General features: G+C 73.3%; 15 protein-coding genes and 3 tRNA genes. 6 read left to right on the forward strand and 12 right to left on the reverse strand.

The genetic code is table 11. The annotated features are described in order from the left end of the window. Positions 1–19: 19 nt before the first annotated feature. Positions 20–538: an SRPBCC family protein gene (locus tag ACGFIA_RS09085; protein WP_357385083.1), complete on the reverse strand. Its 519-nt coding sequence runs from the start codon at positions 536–538 to the stop codon at positions 20–22. 186 nt (positions 539–724) lie between these two features. Here ACGFIA_RS09085 and ACGFIA_RS09090 point away from each other — a divergent pair, with 186 nt between their 5' ends. Together ACGFIA_RS09090 and ACGFIA_RS09095 are read left to right on the forward strand one after the other, a co-directional pair. Continuing rightward, positions 725–1,507, forward strand: coding sequence for a hypothetical protein (locus ACGFIA_RS09090; protein WP_357478086.1), 783 nt, complete (start codon positions 725–727; stop codon positions 1,505–1,507). Between the two features lie 207 nt (positions 1,508–1,714). Continuing rightward, positions 1,715–2,152 (forward strand): ArsI/CadI family heavy metal resistance metalloenzyme, encoded by a 438-nt coding sequence (locus ACGFIA_RS09095; RefSeq protein ID WP_357468389.1) that lies wholly within the window; start codon positions 1,715–1,717, stop codon positions 2,150–2,152. A 147-nt stretch (positions 2,153–2,299) separates the two neighbouring features. Here the strand turns inward: ACGFIA_RS09095 and ACGFIA_RS09100 are convergent, their stop codons facing one another. From ACGFIA_RS09100 to ACGFIA_RS09140, 9 genes are all read right to left on the reverse strand, one after another. Next, positions 2,300–3,265 carry a hypothetical protein gene (locus ACGFIA_RS09100; protein WP_357478083.1) on the reverse strand — a complete coding sequence of 322 codons (966 nt, stop codon included), beginning with the start codon at positions 3,263–3,265 and terminating at the stop codon, positions 2,300–2,302. 271 nt (positions 3,266–3,536) lie between these two features. Beyond that, positions 3,537–3,610, reverse strand: a tRNA-Phe gene (locus ACGFIA_RS09105). A gap of 76 nt (positions 3,611–3,686) precedes the next feature. Further along, a tRNA-Asp gene (locus tag ACGFIA_RS09110) sits at positions 3,687–3,760 on the reverse strand. Between the two features lie 33 nt (positions 3,761–3,793). Further along, positions 3,794–3,866, reverse strand: a tRNA-Glu gene (locus tag ACGFIA_RS09115). 143 nt (positions 3,867–4,009) lie between these two features. Beyond that, positions 4,010–4,795 carry a polysaccharide deacetylase family protein gene (locus ACGFIA_RS09120; protein ID WP_357385075.1) on the reverse strand — a complete coding sequence of 262 codons (786 nt, stop codon included), beginning with the start codon at positions 4,793–4,795 and terminating at the stop codon, positions 4,010–4,012. Between the two features lie 76 nt (positions 4,796–4,871). Continuing rightward, positions 4,872–5,819 (reverse strand): MerR family transcriptional regulator, encoded by a 948-nt coding sequence (locus ACGFIA_RS09125; RefSeq protein ID WP_357385073.1) that lies wholly within the window; start codon positions 5,817–5,819, stop codon positions 4,872–4,874. Then, on the reverse strand, positions 5,809–6,402 hold the full coding sequence (idi, locus tag ACGFIA_RS09130; RefSeq protein WP_357385071.1) for an isopentenyl-diphosphate Delta-isomerase: 594 nt from the start codon (positions 6,400–6,402) through the stop codon (positions 5,809–5,811). The genes ACGFIA_RS09125 and idi overlap by 11 nt, the downstream gene beginning before the upstream one ends. Further along, complete coding sequence (gene crtI, locus ACGFIA_RS09135) at positions 6,399–7,880, reverse strand: phytoene desaturase family protein (protein ID WP_357478259.1); 1,482 nt, start codon at positions 7,878–7,880, stop codon at positions 6,399–6,401. Before crtI ends, idi begins: the two co-directional genes overlap by 4 nt. Before the next feature lie 29 nt (positions 7,881–7,909). Next, on the reverse strand, positions 7,910–9,064 hold the full coding sequence (locus ACGFIA_RS09140; protein WP_357385069.1) for a polyprenyl synthetase family protein: 1,155 nt from the start codon (positions 9,062–9,064) through the stop codon (positions 7,910–7,912). 64 nt (positions 9,065–9,128) lie between these two features. Here ACGFIA_RS09140 and ACGFIA_RS09145 point away from each other — a divergent pair, with 64 nt between their 5' ends. Both ACGFIA_RS09145 and ACGFIA_RS09150 read left to right on the forward strand, forming a co-directional pair. Next, positions 9,129–10,055, forward strand: coding sequence for a phytoene/squalene synthase family protein (locus ACGFIA_RS09145; RefSeq protein WP_357468379.1), 927 nt, complete (start codon positions 9,129–9,131; stop codon positions 10,053–10,055). Next, positions 10,052–11,374 (forward strand): deoxyribodipyrimidine photo-lyase, encoded by a 1,323-nt coding sequence (locus ACGFIA_RS09150; protein WP_357385065.1) that lies wholly within the window; start codon positions 10,052–10,054, stop codon positions 11,372–11,374. Before ACGFIA_RS09145 ends, ACGFIA_RS09150 begins: the two co-directional genes overlap by 4 nt. Positions 11,375–11,813: 439 nt before the next feature. On the opposite strand, the gene ACGFIA_RS09155 is transcribed toward ACGFIA_RS09150, so the two are convergent. Beyond that, the gene (locus ACGFIA_RS09155; RefSeq protein WP_357385063.1) at positions 11,814–12,914 is read right to left on the reverse strand and encodes a serine hydrolase domain-containing protein; all 1,101 of its coding nucleotides are present in this window, start codon (positions 12,912–12,914) and stop codon (positions 11,814–11,816) included. A 92-nt stretch (positions 12,915–13,006) separates the two neighbouring features. On the opposite strand from ACGFIA_RS09155, the gene ACGFIA_RS09160 reads away from it, so the two are divergent. Next, positions 13,007–14,491 carry a dihydrolipoyl dehydrogenase family protein gene (locus ACGFIA_RS09160; RefSeq protein WP_393259371.1) on the forward strand — a complete coding sequence of 495 codons (1,485 nt, stop codon included), beginning with the start codon at positions 13,007–13,009 and terminating at the stop codon, positions 14,489–14,491. A gap of 4 nt (positions 14,492–14,495) precedes the next feature. Here ACGFIA_RS09160 and ACGFIA_RS09165 read toward each other — a convergent pair whose 3' ends face one another. After that, positions 14,496–15,260 carry a crotonase/enoyl-CoA hydratase family protein gene (locus ACGFIA_RS09165; protein ID WP_393259372.1) on the reverse strand — a complete coding sequence of 255 codons (765 nt, stop codon included), beginning with the start codon at positions 15,258–15,260 and terminating at the stop codon, positions 14,496–14,498. Between the two features lie 83 nt (positions 15,261–15,343). Here ACGFIA_RS09165 and ACGFIA_RS09170 point away from each other — a divergent pair, with 83 nt between their 5' ends. Continuing rightward, the gene (locus ACGFIA_RS09170; RefSeq protein ID WP_357385057.1) at positions 15,344–16,195 is read left to right on the forward strand and encodes a Rieske 2Fe-2S domain-containing protein; all 852 of its coding nucleotides are present in this window, start codon (positions 15,344–15,346) and stop codon (positions 16,193–16,195) included.

Genomic DNA, 16,195 nt, shown 5'->3' on the forward strand with positions numbered 1-16,195 from the left:
TGCGCCCGCTCGGCGCGGGTCAGGCGGCGGTGGTGCGGGCGACCGTCGCCAGGTAACGGCAGAGCAGTTCGTGCCAGCCGGCGGTGAGCGCCTCGCGGTAGCCCTCGGCCGCCGTGCCGTGCCTGTCGAAGTAGCGGTGCTCGACCTCCACCCGGGTGTGCTCCGGGCCGTCGGAGTGGAACAGCACCTCCACCTCGCTGGCCCGCGCCGGATCCGGCACCGGCACCCGATCCGGGCCGATCTGCCAGGTGAACACCAGCCGCCGGGGCGGATCCCAGGTCAGCACGCGACCCCAGTCGTTGCGGAAGCCGTACGGCCCGATCTCGTAGAGCATGCCGCCGGCCCGCGGTTCGATGCCGATCGCGGTGAGCGCCTCCGGACCGGACCAGGTGTATTCCCGCACCCACCAGTCGGCCAGCGCGCCGGTGAAGACGGCGTACGCCCGCTCGGCGGAGGCCGGGACGAGCAGGTTGCTGCGGAGGGAGAAGCGGTCGGATTCCTGCCGGACCTCATCCGGATCGGCCATCTCCTGTCCCATAGGTCCGGACCATACCGGCTCATGTCTCGGTGTGCAGCTTCCGAGGCGGCCGCTTCCGGACACCGGGAACTCCGTTTTCCGACAGCGCTGAGTGGTGGGACAGGCGCTCTGCGCGAAGGGCGGCGGATGCCGTACCGCAAAGCGGGTAAGCGCCGCCGACCGGACCGATGGGGGAGAGCGGGGAGCATGACCGACAGCCGAGCCACCGAACCAGTTCCGGATCCCGGCCACGAGCGGCCCGACTCGCCGGGCGGTTACGAGTCGGAGCCGGACGTCCTGCTCGACGTGCCGGAACTGACCGTCGACGAGATCCGGCTCGCGGTGGACGGGCTCGACGCCGACCTGTCGCTGCGCGCCCGGCTGGCCGACCTGCTCCAGATCGACGCCGGAGTGCGGGTACACCTGAAGGGCGTCGAACTCGACGTCACCGGGGTGAGCGCCGAGGCGCTGCTCAAGGTGCGGCTGGAGAAGCTGGTGCGGATCCTGGACCGGGCGCTGACCACCATCGACCGCAACCCGCAGCTGATCGACGCGCTGGCCCGCTCGGCCACTGCCACCCTTGACGACGTGCACCGGCCCACCGCGCCGGTGGTGGACCGGAACGGCCGTACGCGGGCCGCGGCCCGCGAGGTGGTCGAGCGCACCGGTCGGGCGCCGGTCGATCGGGCCGGTCCCGCGGTCGCCGATCGGTCGGGGCCCGCAGTGCCGGACGCCGGTGCCCGGCGGCCGGAGCCGTCACCCGGTGCCGGGGAGGAAAAGGCGGGGTCCGGGTCGGTGCCGGGCCCGCCGGCCGGCCGCCCCACCGAGAAGAAGCGCGGTCCGGAGCACTCCGGCCAGCCCGCGAGCGCCGCCGCCGAGGCGGCACAACTGGCGGGACAGGCCGGACAGGCACTGCGGCAGGCCGGCCGGAGCGTCTGGGAGGCGATCCAGGGCAACCCCACCCAGAACCGCCAACCCCCCAAACCCTGACCCCCACCCCGTTCCGGCCCCGCCCTTCGCCCCCGGCCCCCCCGCCCTCGTTCCGGTGATCAAGGAGTTTGTGTCCGGCTCACCGGCTCCGGCTGACGCAAACTCCTTGATCAACATACTTGTTTCGACGGTTCTCTAGGTTGACAGCCTTCGAAACAGGCGGCAAGGTTGACCCTGCTTCGACAGAAATCTAGATAAGGAGCGCCCATGTCCCGCGTTCAGCTCGCCCTACGCGTGTCCGACCTCGAAGGATCGGTGGCCTTCTACAGCAAGCTGTTCGGCGTCGAGCCGGCAAAGCGCCGCCCCGGCTACGCCAACTTCGCGGTGGAGAACCCGCCGCTGAAGCTCGTACTCCTCGAAGGTGAGCCCGGCCTGCCGACGGTGATGGACCACCTCGGGGTCGAGGTGGCCACCACCGAGGAGGTGAACGCGGCCACCAACCGGCTCACCGAGTCCGGCCTGATCACGCTGGAGGAGAACGACACCGAGTGCTGCTACGCGCTCCAGGACAAGGTCTGGGTACGCGGCCCCGGCGACGAACGCTGGGAGGTCTACACGGTCAAGGCCGACTCGCCGCAGCTGGAGAAGGTGGCCGAGAGCGCCTGCTGCGCCTCGGACACGGCGGAGCAGCCCGCCGCCGTGTGAGCCGGATGCGGCGTGGTCCCCACCGGCCCGTCCGCCGGTGGGGACCGGCCCGATGGCGAGTGGTCTGGGCGATGGCTTACCCGTACTTGAGCCGCTGAGCGGCTCGCGTTACGCCCTGATCGCGAATTCCCCGACCCGACCGGCGACTTACCGTGCCTCGGCGAACTTCAGCCGTTTGAAGCCCTCGACGTAGACGAACCGCGTCCCGTCGGGCGAGAAGCTCGGGTGATGCGCGCGCTCACCGTCGGCGATCCTCGTCTTCCTGCCGCTGCCGACATCGACCGACCAGACCCCGCCCACGTGGTCCGTCGCGACGGCGGCGATCACCGACCGGCCGTCCGGCGACACCGCCAGGTCGGCGAGGCCGGGGAGCTTCGTGACGAACCGGGCTGTGGCCGAGCCGACGTCCCACTCGGTCAGGTGCCAGGTGAGGTCGTCCGGACTCACCTCGGGCGGCAGCGGCAACCTGCCGAGGGAGTCGGGTGCGGTGATGAAGAACAGCCGCTCACCCAGCGCTGCGGGCGACCGTGCCAGCACCGTCGACTCGCAGTCCGTGTCACCGCCGCTGGGATTGAAGGTCAGTCCGCCCACCGTCACCGGAGAGCCGAACTCGTACGCCTTCCCGTCGGCGAGCAGCTGGACGCCGCCCGGACCGCACTCTCGGGGCGCCTGCACATATCCCCCGCCGCCACCGTTCACGAGTGCGGCACCGGCGAGGAAGCGCGTCGACGCCAGAGGCTCGAACGTCTTGTCGGCGGGCGAGTAGCTCAGCAGCTCCGTTCGGTCCCAGCCGCATTCGAGGGCCAGCCCGAGGTCGCCGCCCGGGCCGGCGAAGAGGAAGCTGAACAGGCCCGCTTCGCAGGCGGACACCGCTGGGGCGCGTGTGAGAACGGCTTCCTCGGCGCTCCCGTCGGGCCGCTGCCGCCACACCTCGGCCTGGTCCGAGCCCGAGGTCGAGGTCACCTCCCGCAGGTAGTAGACCCAGCCATCGGTGGACCAGACCGGATGGAACAGGGAGACGGAGTCCAGGAGCCCCGAGATCCGGCCACAGCCGCCGAGCAGCACCACGGCGAGGACGAGGACCGGCGTGAGGGCCGTACGCAGCGCACGCACAGGCGACCTTCCGGTGGCGTTCGGTCCGCCGCTCGGCGGGCCCGCTCACCCTAGACGCGGGACGTGCGGCGCGAGTACCCGTTCCACGTTCCGGAGCACCCGGCCGAGTCCATCAAGCGGCCGGGCTGCGACTCCCGATGCGGCTGTCGCGCATCGAGCCGGCGCGAGGGCTCGATTGCAGAGAGTAGTTGTGGCTTCCTGGGGCCGCAAAGCAGAACGCCGACCCGCGTCTCCGCTGGTCGGCGTTCCTGTAGCCCGGCGAAAGGCTATGTGGCCAGGGGCGGGGTCGAACCGCCGACCTTCCGATTTTCAGTCGGACGCTCGTACCAACTGAGCTACCTGGCCGTGGTGCTCGGCACATGCTACCGCACGGGCCGATACGCAGAACGCCGCGCATCGAGCTGCGCGGCGTCAGCGCTTGCGGTCCTGACGGGACTTGAACCCGCGACCTCCGCCTTGACAGGGCGGCGAGCACTCCAACTGCTCCACAGGACCTGGCTGGTGTTGCATCCGGCGCGAGCCGGACCGTGCCCCCAACGGGATTCGAACCCGTGCTACCGCCTTGAAAGGGCGGCGTCCTGGGCCGCTAGACGATGAGGGCGGCCCCGCCATCATTGCACACTCGCAACTTCAAGCGGACTTGCTCCCATCCGGCCCCGCCGGAGGCAGGAGAAGCATATGTCATGCCTGCGCGGACGACCAAACCGGTATCGGCCTGACCGGGGAGTCGGACAAAACCGCAGTTCAGCGCGGTAGGGCGATGCCGTACCGCCGCTTGATGTCCGGGATCAGGTGCCGGCAGGCGGCCATCGTCTGGGCCCGGTCGCCGCCCGCGTCGTGCATCAGCACGACCGAGCCGTGCCGGGTGGCACCCGTCACCCGCTTGATGATCGCCTTCGCCGGTGGGTGGTCCCAGTCCTGCGGGTCGACGCTCCAGTGCAGTGGGCGCAGGCCCATCTGCCCGGCGATCGTGACCTCCTCGGCCGTCCAGCGGCCGCCCGGCTGGCGGAACCAGGTGATCGGCGCCTTCGGTGCGGCGGCGTGGATGGCCTGGTTGGTCCGCTCCAGGTCGGACCGGATCTCGGCCGGGGAGCGCCGGCCCAGGTTCACGTCGTGGTGCCAGCTGTGGTTGCAGAGCTGGTGGCCCTCCCGGGCGATCCGGGCCACCAGCTCCGGGTAGCGCTTGGCCTGCTTGCCGACGACGCAGAAGGTGGCCTTCACCCCGGCAGTCCGGAGCTGGGCCAGGATCTGCGGGGTGTAGCGCGGATCCGGCCCGTCGTCGAAGGTGAGCGCCACGCCCTTGCTCCCGCTGGCCCGGTGCAGGCCCGCCGGCAGCTTCTTCGGCAGCGGGCGCAGCTTCGGCTTCGCGGGGGTGTGGGTCGGTGAGGGCTTCGTCACCGGCGCCGGTGAGGGCGACGCCGAGGCCGACGGCGGTGCGGCGGCCTTCTCGGGTGACTTGCCGGGATCGCCGCAGCCGGTGACGAGGAGTACCAGGCCCAGGGCGAGCGCCGACAGGGCGCGTGGACGCATTCGTCGCTCCCGGAGGGGTCGGGGTCAGACGGACTTTCCGACCGTAGTGGACGCCGCCCCGGAACGGGAGAGGGGTTCAGCTTGTCGTCGACTGGTCCAGCGAGTCCCGTACCGCCACGGCCAGCGACAGCGCCTCGGCCAAACCGACCGGCCGGACCACGCCGGCCGGCAGCGAGTCGGCCCGCCAGCCGGGCCCGGCGGCGAGCACCAGCAGCGGCCGGCGCGGCACCGCCAGCAACGCGCTGAGCTGGCACGGGTCGGCGGTCGCGCGGATGTGCGACCACAGCACCACAGCCGCCGGCCCGGTCCGGTTGACGGCCTCGACCAGGGCCGGCACCGGCACCCGGGCGCCGAGCATGCGATAACTCACACCGGCCTCGGCCAGCGCGGCGCCGAGCGCCTCGAGCGGCAGCGAGTGCTGCTCCTCGTCGGCGCAGGAGAGCAGGATCCGGGGCGGCCCGGTGGTCCGGTAGGCCCACGCCACTGTGGCGAACGCCTCGGACACGCAGCGGGACATGAGGTGTTCCACCTCGATCAGCGCGGAGGTGGCGGCGTGCCGCTCCCCGATCCCGGCCAGCACCGGCCGCAGCAGCCCCTCCCACGTCGCCACCACTCCGTCGGCGGCCAGCGCGTCGGCGATGGTCTGGCTGATGGTCACCGAGTCCAGCCGCATCGCGGCACGGGCCAGCCCACGCGCCGCCGGCCCGGCCCGGCCGACCGGGATGGTGGTGCCGCCGCCGTCGCGTACCGTCGAGACCCGTGCCTTGAGGCCGAGCCGCTCCGGCGGCAGCACGGCCGGCGCCTGCCGGGCCCAGCGGGCCGCCTCGGCGGGCGCGACCCCCTCGGCGGTCAGCCGGCGCATGATTTCCAGCCGGGCCAGGTCGGCGGGCGTGTAGCGCCTGTGGTGGCCCGGTATGTGCTCGCTGGGACCGAGGCCGTAGCGCTGGTGCCAGGTGCGCAGCGTGGTGACCGCCACGCCCAGACGGCGTGCGACGGCCCCCGCGCTCAGCGCCTCATCGGCCACCCGACCGCTCCGGTGCCTCGGTGGCCGGTACACCCGGCCGGGACGCGTCGGTCGGGTGCAGCAGCCGGTTGACCACGCCGCCCAGCCACGGGGCGTACTCGCGCGGGTGGGCGTCCAGGTCGGCCACCACCGCGCCGGGGTCGACCCAGCGCAGGCCGGCCACCTCGTCCGGGTCGGGCCGCGTGGCCAGGTCGGCGGGTACGTCGGCGCGCAGCACGTGGTCGTACTCGAACTCGACCCGGCCGGTCGCCGGGTCCTCGGCGTAGTAGAGGTAGACGCCGACCTCGGTGAGGTCGACCGGGTCGATGCCGAGTTCCTCGGCGAGCCGCCGGTTGGCGGCCTCGGCCGGCGACTGGCCGGGCAGCGGGTGTCCGCAGCAGGAGTTCGCCCAGCGCAGCGGGAACCGCGTCTTGACCGGGGCCCGCTGCTGCAACAGCACCCGTCCCTCGGGGTCGACGAGGAGCACCGAGAAGGCGCGGTGCAGCCGCCCGGGTGGCTGGTGCGCGGCGGCGACCGTGGTCTCGCCGAGCACCCGCCCGTCGTCGTCGACCAGCTCGACCAGGTGGGTCTCCCGCTCGCTCACGACATCGCCCCGGTGACCCGGGCGGCGGCGAGCTTGCCGCTGATCAGCACCATCGGTACCCCCACGCCCGGCTGGGTGCCGGAGCCGACGAAGACCACGTTCTCCAGGGACCGGTGCAGGTTGGCGGGGCGGAACGGGCCGGTCTGGAAGAGGCTGTGCGAGGCGGCGAACGGCGTGCCGGCGGCCATGCCCTGCGCCTCCCAGTCGGCCGGGGTGACCGCCCGCATCACCTCGATGCCGTCGCCGAACCCGACGTAGCCGCGCTCCTCCAGCGTGCCGACGAGCTGCTCGGCGTACCGGTCGGTGAGGTCGCCCGGCCAGTCGAACGGCGCCCGCTCCAGGTTCGGCACCGGCGCCAGCACGTAGTAGGTGTGCTTCCCGGCCGGCGCCACCGACGGGTCGGTGCGGCTCGGGTTCGTCACCAGCAGCGACGGGTCGGTCATCAGCTCGCCTCGGCGGATCACCTCGTCGAACGTGCCCTTCCAGGAGCGCCCGAAGTGGATGTTGTGGTGGGCGATCTTGCCATAGCCCTGCGTCGAGCCGATGTGCAGCACCACGCAGGACGGCGAGTAGGTGAGCTTGCGCTGCCGGCTGGGCGGCAGCAGGTCCTGGTAGGCGACCGGCAGGTCCGGGTTGAGCACCACAGTGTCGGCGGGAATGAAGTCGCCGTCCGCGGTGACGACGCCGGTGGCGCGGCCGTTTGCGGTCTCCACCCGGGTCACCGTGGTGCCGTACCGGATCTGCACGCCGTGCTTCTCGGCGGCGCCGGCCATGCCGCGCGAGACCGCGTGGATGCCGCCGCGCGGGAAGCACACCCCGGCCACCGAGTCGAGGTACGCGATGACCGCGTAGATCGCCAGCGCGTCGTGCGGCGACAGACCCGCGTACATGGCCTGGAAGGAGAAGATCCGCTGGGTACGCGGGTCGCGGAAGAACTGGTTGATCTTCGTCTGGAGTCGCCGGAACGCGCCGTTGGCGAACAGCTTCAGCAGGTTGCCGGTGATCAGGTCGGTCGGCGCGTCGAGGTTGCGCTCGATGAAGTCGGCCCGTTCCCACTGCCACAGGTTGCGGGCGTAGTCGACGAAACGCAGGTAGCCGTCCGCCTCCCGGGGACCGCAGACGCGGGCGATCTCGGCGGCCATCCGGGTGGTGTCGGTGATGACGTCGAGCGTCGACCCGTCCGGGTAGTACGCGCGGTAGGCCGGGTCGAGCGGGGTCAGGTCGAGCCAGTCGGTCAGCTCCTCGCCCACCGCGCCGAGCGCCTCGGCGATCAGGTCGGGCATGGTGAGGACGGTCGGGCCGGTGTCGAACTCGTACCCGTCGACGCTCAGCCGCCCGGCGCGCCCGCCCGGCACCGGCTCGCGTTCCAGCACCGTCACCTGCCGGCCGCTGCCGGCCAGGTGCAGCGCGCAGGCCAGTCCACCCAGCCCGGCGCCGACCACTACCACCCGGTCGGTCCGTCCCTTGACGGTACGCATTCCGGCCCCCTTGCTCACGAAGTTGCTCATCATGCCCGCCGCGCCGTGGCGGCGGTGGCGAGACCGGTCAGCGCCGTGCGCGCGGTCTCATCGATCGGTGCGGTGTCGAGCGCGGCGAGTGCGTCGGTGACCCGGTCGGAGATCATCCGCTCCACCCGGGCCGCGGCCCCGGTGTCCCGGACCACGTCGGCGAGCCGGTCCACCTCGTGGTCGGCGGTGACCGAGCCGGCCCGGTCCAGGGCCCGGCGCTGCGCCGGGTCGGCGAGCTGCCGGGCCAGCATCAGCAGGGCCGTCGGCTTGCCGGTCCGCAGGTCGTCCCCGGCCGGCTTGCCGGTGGTCTCCGGGTCGCCGTAGACGCCCAGCAGGTCGTCGCGGAGCTGGAACGCCTCGCCGACGGCCAGGCCGTACCTGGTGTACGCGGCGATGAGCGGGTCGTCCGCGTCGGCGCCGGCCAGGCAGGCGCCGAACAGCAGTGGACGCTGGACGGTGTAGCTGGCGGTCTTGTACCGGGCCACCCGCAGTGCCCGGTCGACGGTCCAGCTCGCCGGGTCGTTCTCGCCGAGCACGTCCAGGAACTGCCCGGCGACCGTCTCCACCCGCATCTGGTCGTAGCAGCGGCGTACGTCGAGCAGCCGGTCCGCCGGGACTGCCGCGTGTGCCATGAGCCGGTCGGCCCACACCATGCAGAGGTCGCCGATGAGGACGGCGACGGCTTCGCCGTACCGGTCGGGGTCGCCGGTGTGTCCGGCGGCCCGGTGCCGGGCGGCGGCGGCCCGGTGCGCGGTGGGCAGCCCGCGCCGGGTGTCGGAGGCGTCCATCACGTCGTCGTGCACCAGCGCGAACGTGTGCAGCAGTTCGAGCGCGGACAGCGCCGGGAGCACCGAGCACAGCGGCTCCTCCCCGCCGACCACACCCCGCCATCCCCAGTACGCGAACGTGGGGCGGACCCGTTTGCCGCCGGCCAGCACGCAGTCGCGTGCCGTCGCGGCGAAACCACCCATCGCTGCGTCGATCTCGGTGAGCGATTCGACCTCCGCGGCCAGGAACGCCGTGAGCGTCTCATCGACTCCTTTGATCAGGTCTTTCGTGAACGCGGCCAGTACGCCGCGGACCGGATCGTCCGTCGCCCCGGGCTGAGCCGGCGCGACGCGGAGCGCGTTACCCGCAACTGCGTCGTTGGCCATGTGGGCGAGCGTACCCTAGGGTTACGAGTTGCGTCGATTGCTGCGTCGAAACTGAGGAGGGCCGATGGACACGGATCTGACCGCTGCCTATGACCGTTGCCGCGAGCTGCACCGCCGTCACGGCCGTACCTACTATCTCGCCACCCGGCTGCTTCCCGCCTGGAAACGGCGGCATGTGCACGCCCTGTACGGCTTCACCCGCTACGCGGACGAGATCGTCGACCGCACCGAGGACCTGCCGCCGGCCGAGCGCGCCGCCCGGCTGCGCGAGTGGTCGGATCGATTCGTGGCCGGGCTGCGCGGTGCGTCGGTCGACGACCCGTTGCTTCCCGCGGTGCTGCACACCATCGCCGTGTTCGACCTCGACCGCGACGACTTCGCGTCGTTCCTGCGCAGCATGGCGATGGACCTGACGGTCATGTCGTACCCGACCTACGACGACCTGCTCGACTACATGGAGGGTTCGGCCGCCGTCATCGGCACCATGATGCTGCCGATCCTGGGCAGCTCCGACCCGGCCGCCGCCCGCGAGCCCGCCCGTCAGCTCGGCTTCGCGTTCCAACTCACCAACTTCATCCGGGACGTCGCCGAGGACCTCGACCGGGGCCGGACCTACCTGCCCGACGAGGACCTGGCCAAGTTCGACGTCACCCGTGACGACCTGCTCGCGGCAAAGGCCGCCGGCCGCACCACGCCACGTATCCGCGAGCTGATCGAGTACGAGGTGACCCGCGCCCAGGCCCACTACGTCGCCGCCGCGCCGGGCATCCCGCTGCTCCACCCCGCCTCGCAGGCGTGCATGCGCACCGCGTACGCGCTCTACGGCGGCATCCTCGACGAGGTGGCCGCGCAGGACTACGACGTCTTCGTCCGCCGGGCCCTGGTGCCGCAGCGGCGGCGGATGGCGGTGGCCGCGCGGGCGCTGCTCACCCCGTCCGGCACGCCGGTGCGGGTGCCCGGCCCGGCACTGGAACCGGCCCTGGCCGGATGACCGGCCGCACGGCCGTCGTGCTGTTCACCCGTGACCTGCGGGTGCACGACCACCCGGCGCTCGCCGCCGCCTGCTCCGCGTTCGACCGGGTGGTGCCGCTCTACGTGCTCGACCCGGCGCTGCGGAAGCTCTCGCCGAACCGCACCCGGTTCCTGCACCAGAGCCTGGCCGACCTGCGCGAGGCGCTGCGCAGGCGCGGTGGCGACCTGGTGATCAGGCGCGGCGACCCGGTGGCCGAGACGGTGAGGCTGGCCCGGAAGGTGGGCGCCGAGGGCGTCGGGCTCTCCGCCGACGTGAGCCGCTACGCCCACCGTCGGGAACGCCGCCTGCGCGCCGAGTGCGAGCGGCACCGGATGTTCCTGCGCCTGTTCCCCGGCCTGACCATCGTCGAGCCGGGCGCGCTGCGCCCCGGCGGCGGCGACCACTACCGCGTCTTCAGCCCCTACTTCCGGGCCTGGCAGGGCGTGCGCCTGCGGGACGAACTGGCCGCGCCGAAGCGGGTCCGGCTGCCCGACGGCCTCGACCCCGGCCGGTTGCCGGACCCACCGAAGGGCGACAGCCCGGATGCCGCCGTCGGCGGCGAGGCCGTCGCCCGGCGCCGGCTCACCGCCTGGCTGCCCACCCTCGATCGGTACGACGACATCCACGACGACATGGCCGGCGACGAGACCTCGCGGCTCAGCCCGTACCTGCGCTTCGGCTGCGTCTCGCCACTGGCCGTGGCGAACCGGGCCGGCGACCGGGACGGGCCGTTCGTCAGGCAGCTCTGCTGGCGCGACTTCTACCACCAGGTGGTGGCCGGTTTCCCCGACCTGTCCACGGTCGCCTACCGGCGCGGCGCGCGGGAGGACTGGCGCGACGACGCGCACGCGTTCGACGCCTGGGTCGAGGGGCGGACCGGCATGCCGATCGTGGACGCCGGCATGCGCCAGCTGCGCGCCGAGGGCTGGATGCACAACCGGGCCCGGCTGATCACCGCCGGCTACCTGACCAAGCACCTCGGGCTGGACTGGCGGCCCGGCCTGGAGGTCTTCTTCCGCCGGCTGCTCGACGGCGACCGGGTCAACAACTCGGGCAACTGGCAGTGGGTGGCCGGCACCGGCAACGACACCCGGCCGTACCGCGGCTTCAACCCGGTACGGCAGGCCGAGCGCTACGACCCCGACGGCGCGTACGTGCGACGCTGGGTGCCCGAGCTGGAGCCGGTGGCGGGCAAGGCGGTGCACCAGCCGTGGCGGCTGCCCGACGAGACCCGCCGCACGCTCGACTACCCGCCGCCGCTGGAGGTGCCCGGCGCCGACCCGGTCTGGCTCCGCTGAAGCCGCCCGCTGGCTCGCGCGGACGGAAAGCGCCGCCAAGGTCGTCGCCCGCGCACGATACGAACGCCGCTGGCGCGGACCTCCGTGCCGGCAGGGCCGTCGGCCTGCTGCGACAACGGCACGAGCGCTGCTGCAAGGCCGGGTGGTGGCGCGGCTGCGCGGCGCGTCGGGGCTCGGCTTCCTCGGTGACTGCCAGTGATGCGTGCCCTGCCGAAACCTTCCACCTCCGATCCCCTTTGCTCTGCAGCCATATCCGCAGCGGTCGCGGAGCGTGATCACCTCTGCCCCGCGCGGTTTTCGGACCTGCGAGGAAATCCCTGCTCAGGGCGGTGCTGCGTCGATGGCTGCAGAGCAAAGTCGGAAAAGGGACCGCAGGGCCGCCCGGCCAGCCGAATGCGCTGTGTGACGAAGCTCCGATATTACCGAACGTGACGGTCGGTCAGAGGCAGGAGTGCAGCACCTCGGTCAGCTCCTCCACCCGGTCGTGGTCGGCGAGCCGCGCTGTCGCGTACGCGAAGGTGTAGCCCCGCCCGGGGTCGGCCCAGGCGCTGCTGCCGCCGATTCCGCCCATGCCCCAACTGCCGTCCGGCTCCCACTGCATGCCGAGCGTCCAGTTCACCGGCCGCTCCAGCAGCAGGTCCGGGCCGGAGTACTGCACCCGCGTCGCCTCCGCGACCAGTTCCGGGCTGAACAGGCATACCCCGTCCAGGGTGCCGCCGGCGAGCAGGCCCGCGTACAGCCGGGCGAGCCCGGCGGCGGTGGCGTGCAGGTTCACCGCCGGGATCTCGGCGGCCCGCCACAGGTCGCTGTTCACCATCGCCACGTCGCGCCCGCCCGGCGGATTGTCCAGCGCACGCGCCCACAGCGAGCCCGGCTCGCCGCCCGCCCGGTCCGGCCAGGCCGGATCGCCGTACGACAGGTCGGCGCACCGGCGGCGGTCGGCGGCACCCAGGCCGAACGCCAGGTCCAGGCGCCACGGGCCGGCGATCTCCTCGGCCAGGAACCGGCCCACCGAGCGCCCGTCCACCCGGCGGACCAGCTCGCCCACCAGGTGCCCGTACGTCCAGGCGTGCTCGGCCGCGACGGTGCCCGGCGTCCACTCCGGCTCGGCCGTCGCCAGGTCGGCGCAGAGCAGGTCCCAGTCGGCGATCGCTTCGGCGGGCCGGGGCACCGGGAAGGCGGGCAGCCCGGCCGTGTGGGCGAGCACCTGCCGCACCGTGGCCGGGGCGCGGAATCCCGGCCAGTACGCGGACACCGGCGCGTCCAGGTCGACCCGGCCCCGGTCGACGAGCAGCAGCAGGCAGAGCGCCACCACCGGCTTGCCGGTCGAGTAGACGTCGACCAGTGTGTCCGGCCGCCACGCGCGGTCCGCCCCCGCCACCGGGACGACCGCGCCGGGCGGGACCTCCGCCGACGTGCCGCCCACCAGGTCGATCACCGGTACGCCGTCGTGCCACACCGCCAGCGACGCGCCGGTCTCCCGGCCGGTGGCGAACAGGTCGTGGAAGCAGTCCCGGACCGGGGCGAAGCGCGCGTGCATGCGGCCACGGTAGGCGGTCGCCCTCGTCAGCGGCGCGGGAATTCGGGCCCGGTGCGGTGGCCGGTGTCCCGAACGTACGGAATGCTTGCGGAATGGCGGAGCCGGAGCTGGTGGATGTGGTCGTTGTCGGGCTCGGCGTCGGCGGCGAGGAGGTGGCCGGGAAGCTCGCCGAGGCCGGCCTCACAGTGGTCGGCATCGAACGGGACCTGGTCGGCGGCGAGTGCCCCTACTGGGGGTGCGTGCCGAGCAAGATGATGATCCGCGCGGCGAACGCGCTGGCCGAGGCGCACCGGGTGAACGAGCTGGCCGGGTCCGCCCAGGTGCGGCCCGACTGGGCGCCGGTGGCGAAGCGGATCCGGGCCGAGGCCACCGACACCTGGGACGACAAGGCTGCGGTGGACCGGTTCACGGGCAAGGGCGGCCGGTTCGTCAGGGGCAGCGGGCGGCTCGACGGCCCGAACCGGGTACGCGTCGGCGACCAGGTCTTCGAGGCGCGCTACGGGGTGGTCCTCGGCACCGGCACCCGGCCGTCGGTCCCGCCGATCGACGGGCTGGCCGACACGCCGTACTGGACGAATCACCAGGCCATCGAGGTCGAGGAGCTGCCCGCGTCGCTGCTGGTGCTCGGCGGCGGCGCGATCGGGCTGGAACTCGCGCAGGTCTTCGCCCGGTTCGGCGTCCGGGTGACGGTCATCGAGGCGGCCGACCGGGTGCTCGCAGTCGAGGAGCCGGAGGCGTCCGCGCTCGCCGCCGACGCGCTGCGCGCCGACGGGGTGGAGATCCACACCGGGGTCAGGGCCGGCCGGGTCGGCCGCGACGGCGGCGCGTTCACCGTGTACGCCGACGGCGCCGAGTTCACCGGCGAGAAGCTGCTCGTGGTGACCGGCCGCAGGGCACACCTGGAGGAGCTGGGCCTGGACACGGTCGGGGTGGACGCCGGGCAGCGCTACCTGCCGGTGAACGACCGGATGCACGTCACCGGCGGGATCTGGGCGGTCGGCGACCTCACCGGCGAGGGCGCGTTCACCCACATCGCCATGTACCAGGCCGGCATCGTGGTGGCCGACGTACTCGACCACATGCGGCGTACCAGGGGCGGCCCGGACGCCAGCGGCACCGCGAGTGTCGTCGGCGGCGCGGCCGGGGTGGTCAGCGCGGTCGGCGGCGCGATGAGCGCGGGCGGCTCGACCGCCGCGCCCGGCAGCGTCCCGGTCGCCGACTACCGGGCGCTGCCCCGGGTCACGTTCACCGACCCCGAGGTCGGCGCGGTAGGCCTCACCGAGCAGCAGGCCCGCGAGCGCGGCGTCAACGTCCAGGTCGGATACGCCGACCTCACCTCGTCGGCCCGCGGCTGGATCCACAAGACCGGCAACGCCGGGTTCATCAAGCTGATCGCCGACGCCGACCAGGGCGTCCTCGTCGGTGCCACCTCGGCCGGGCCAGCCGGCGGTGAGGTGCTCTCCGCGCTCGTCGTGGCGGTGCACGCGGCGGTGCCGATCAGCCAGCTCCGGCACATGATCTACGCGTACCCGACGTTCCACCGCGCCATCGAGGACGCGTTGCGCGCGCTGAAGTGACGCCTCAGCCGGCCGGCGCACCGTGCCGGCCGGCCCCGGCGGCGAACCGGCCGGCGCCGCGTACCCCGTCCGCCGCCAGCGACTCCATGCCGTAGGCCAGCTCGGCCGCCATCGCCTCCGGCTCCGGCAGCCCCGCGCCGTCGAGCACCGCGGCCCGGTCGCTGCGCAGGCACGTCTGCGGAGACCGGGCGATCCCGGCGGCCAGCTCCTCGGCCGCCGCGCGGGCCTCACCCGGCGCGACCAGCCGGTTGACCAGACCCATCGCGTACGCCTCGTCGGCGCCCACCGGGCGGCCGGTGAGGATCAGGTCCATCGCGCGGCTCTCGCCGATCAGCCGGGGCAGCCGGGCCGTCCCGCCGTCGATCAGCGGTACGCCCCACCGGCGGCAGAACACACCCAGCGTGGCATCCGACTCGGCGACCCGCAGATCACACCAGAGGGCCAGCTCCAGCCCGCCGGCGACCGCGTACCCGGAGATCGCGGCGATCACCGGCTTGGACAGCCGCATCCGGGTGGGGCCCATGGGCCCGTCGCCGTCGGGCTCGACGCGGTTGCCGCGTGGCGTGCCGACGGCCTTGAGGTCGGCGCCGGAGCAGAACGTGCCGCCCGCGCCCCAGAGCACGGCGACCGCCGCGTCCGGGTCGGCGTCGAACGCGCGGAACGCGTCGGCGAGCGCCCGGGCGGTGGGCCCGTCCACGGCGTTACGTGCCCCGGGCCGGTCCAGGATCACAGTGGTCACGGCACCGGCGTGCTCGACGCGTACCCCCATGGGCTCAGCATGCCCGCGACGCACCTGCGAGGGAATTCCCGGGCGTCCGGTTTGGGGGCTCTCCTGCCGGGAAGTCGGAACGGGTGCGCGAACTACTGACGAAGATCGAACAGGCCACCGGTCTCGACCGGGTGGGCGACCGGTTGCAGCGCGCCGTCCAGGGCACGCTGCGTTCCCAGCGCGTACGCGACGCGCTGCACGGCGTGTGGCTCGGCCATCCGCTGCACCCCGCGATGGTGCAGGTGCCGGTCGGCGCCTGGATCTCCGCCGCCGTGGTGGACCTGCTGCCCGGCCAGCGCCGGGCCGCCACCGCGCTGGTGGGTCTCGGTACGGTCAGCGCCGTGCCCGCCGCGCTCGCCGGGCTCAACGACTGGGCCACGCTCTCCCGCGACCAGCGTCGGGTCGGGCTGGTGCACGCCGCCGCCAACACGGTCGGCCTGGCGTTGTTCGCCGGCTCGCTGGCGGCCCGGCTCAACGGGCGGCACGGCCTCGGCCGGGCGCTGTCCTATCTGGGGCTGTCCGCCGCGAGCGGCGGGGCGTACCTGGGCGGGCATCTCGCGTACAAGCAGGGCGCCCAGGCCAGCCAGAGCGTCTCCGAGCTGCACCTGATCAGCGATGGCTGGCACCGGGTCGGCGACCTGGGTAGCCTGCCCCGGCACGAGCTGGTGACCAAGAAGATCGACGACGTCTCGGTGCTCCTCTACCGGGACGGCGACGACGTCACCGTGATGCTGGAGCGCTGCCCGCACCAGAGCGGCCCGCTCGGCGAGGGCAAGGTGGAGCAGATCGACGGCCACCCCTGCGTGGTCTGCCCCTGGCACGGCAGCGCGTTCCGGCTCGACGGCGGCGAGGTGGTGCACGGCCCGGCCGCCAACGACCAGGTCGTGCTGCCCACGCGCGTGGTGTCCGGCCAGGTCGAGGCCCGGCTGCCCTGA

Source organism: Micromonospora sp. NPDC049203, assembly GCF_043197215.1.
Lineage (GTDB): Bacteria > Actinomycetota > Actinomycetes > Mycobacteriales > Micromonosporaceae > Micromonospora.